We start from the raw sequence: 1,673 nt of genomic DNA, 5'->3' as shown, positions 1-1,673 counted from the left end.
GCTCCAAACGAACGGGCTTAGTTACCAATCTGAGCTAAGCACAATCGAAAGCACAGGCGCGTTTGAAAAGTATGGATTTCTCGCATCTGCCACTGATCTGCGTACATCTCATGATGAGTCGATCAGTAGAACCAAGGGAGCTATCGCTGCAGTTGGCGGAGCTCTGGGAACAGTGGGTGGCTATGAAATAGCCGCAGGCGCAGCTGTACTCTGCCCCGAGACTGGTGTGTCTTGCTTTGGTGTTCCGATTGGTTTGGGGCTTGCAACTCTTTCTTATGGACAAGGAAGGGAGGGCGTAGCTCAGCTGACGTCACCATACTTCTCGACGCAGGGCCTTGGAGTTTTGGCATCCTTCAATCCAAAGCGACCTGATGGGTGGAACCCTCTTGCGCAAGATGCCTACGACTTGGGGATACTTGGCTTACAGACCCTGATTTTCAAAGGTGGTGAGAAGGTAATTGCGGGAAAAGTGGGCAATAGCATCAAGCCCGACATCTCCACCCAAGACATCGCTGGCAAAAAGGGACCCAATGACACCCCATCTGAGTCGCTTCCGGAAACAATTCGTGGTGATGGACTTTCTAAGCGTACGGCGCAAGAGATAATTCAAGAATTAAACGCCGGAACAATCCCTGGAAAATCAATCGGCCCAGTTGGTACTCCAAGAACAATGGCTGGCACAAGCGATCCAAGCAATATTGCAGAGGATTTTGCCTTGACTTTTTTGAAGCGCCAACCATCAACCCAAGAGCTTAGCAGCGGTGCTAAGATAAACGGTGGAAATTGCAATGGATGCTGGATCGCTAAAGCCCCCGACGGCTCTTACGTCACTTATAGACCTGCAGGTACGGCGAGTGGGGATACCCTAAGCACCACGGCCACTGTAGAGTTGAACATTCCCAGGCTTGCCCAGGCAAATGGCGGAAAAAGAATGATTAAATTAAAGTTCCCTAAGCGTGGCGCTGCAGATGATATTGGCGGGCCATAATCATGAATAACGAAATATCTATATGGCTACAAACCAATCTGGCTGAGCTTGCCACCGATAGTTTTTCGGCAATTAACTTCGCTTCAAATTTCCGTAATGACAAAAACCAATGGCAAGTTGCCGTTGAAACACTATATAGATGCATGCGATCTGATTTAGTGATCGCGATTCCTTCCATTGAACATTCCGGACTTTCAATTGAAGAAATTTCTGCCGAGCTATCTAATAGCAACCCGTTTAACGAGTCCGAATGGGATTCAATAAGTATTTGGATGACCACTTATCTAGAATCCACCATGATGTGCAGGGAAATTGTGGCTGAGCATGGATTGTTAAATGCTGAAGCTGCACTAATTTCATCCACAGGATGGGAAGAAGCTGCAAAACTGGAAAATGATGTTTTTCCTGTAAATGGTCTGAATAGTAGAGCTGAGGCATTAATTTTCGCTAAAAAAATGAGGGACTTGGCAATAAAGTCTAGGTCAAAGTATAAAAATTCCTCCAGCAAAATTCAGTTGAATTTAAATTTCATGAAAGATATAGAAGGAATTTTTAATATAAATCACGTTCCGTATTCTGAGGAGCCCCTATTTCCAGTAAAAGCCATGCAGACTGACAAGCCATAAAATATGCAGGCAACACCGCAACGATCATTAGCGGCAACGACACCACCCTGAAGGGTGCG

The 1,673-nt window shown here is 46.2% G+C and carries 1 protein-coding gene and 1 pseudogene; both read left to right on the top strand.

Annotated features, from left to right (window positions below):
• Window positions 1-988: pseudogene (locus XpruCFBP8353_RS23770) on the top strand (hypothetical protein); the annotation flags it as partial.
• Between the two features lie 2 nt (window positions 989-990).
• A complete protein-coding gene (locus tag XpruCFBP8353_RS23655) occupies window positions 991-1,614 on the top strand; it encodes a hypothetical protein (protein ID WP_133125715.1) in 624 nt (207 codons plus the stop codon).
• The last annotated feature ends 59 nt before the right edge of the window (window positions 1,615-1,673 follow it).

Origin of the sequence: Xanthomonas prunicola (assembly GCF_002846205.1) — a bacterium.
Taxonomy (GTDB): Bacteria; Pseudomonadota; Gammaproteobacteria; order Xanthomonadales; family Xanthomonadaceae; genus Xanthomonas; species Xanthomonas prunicola.
Note: the sequence above shows the minus strand (reverse complement) of the source record. Positions and strands in the feature narration are given on the sequence as shown.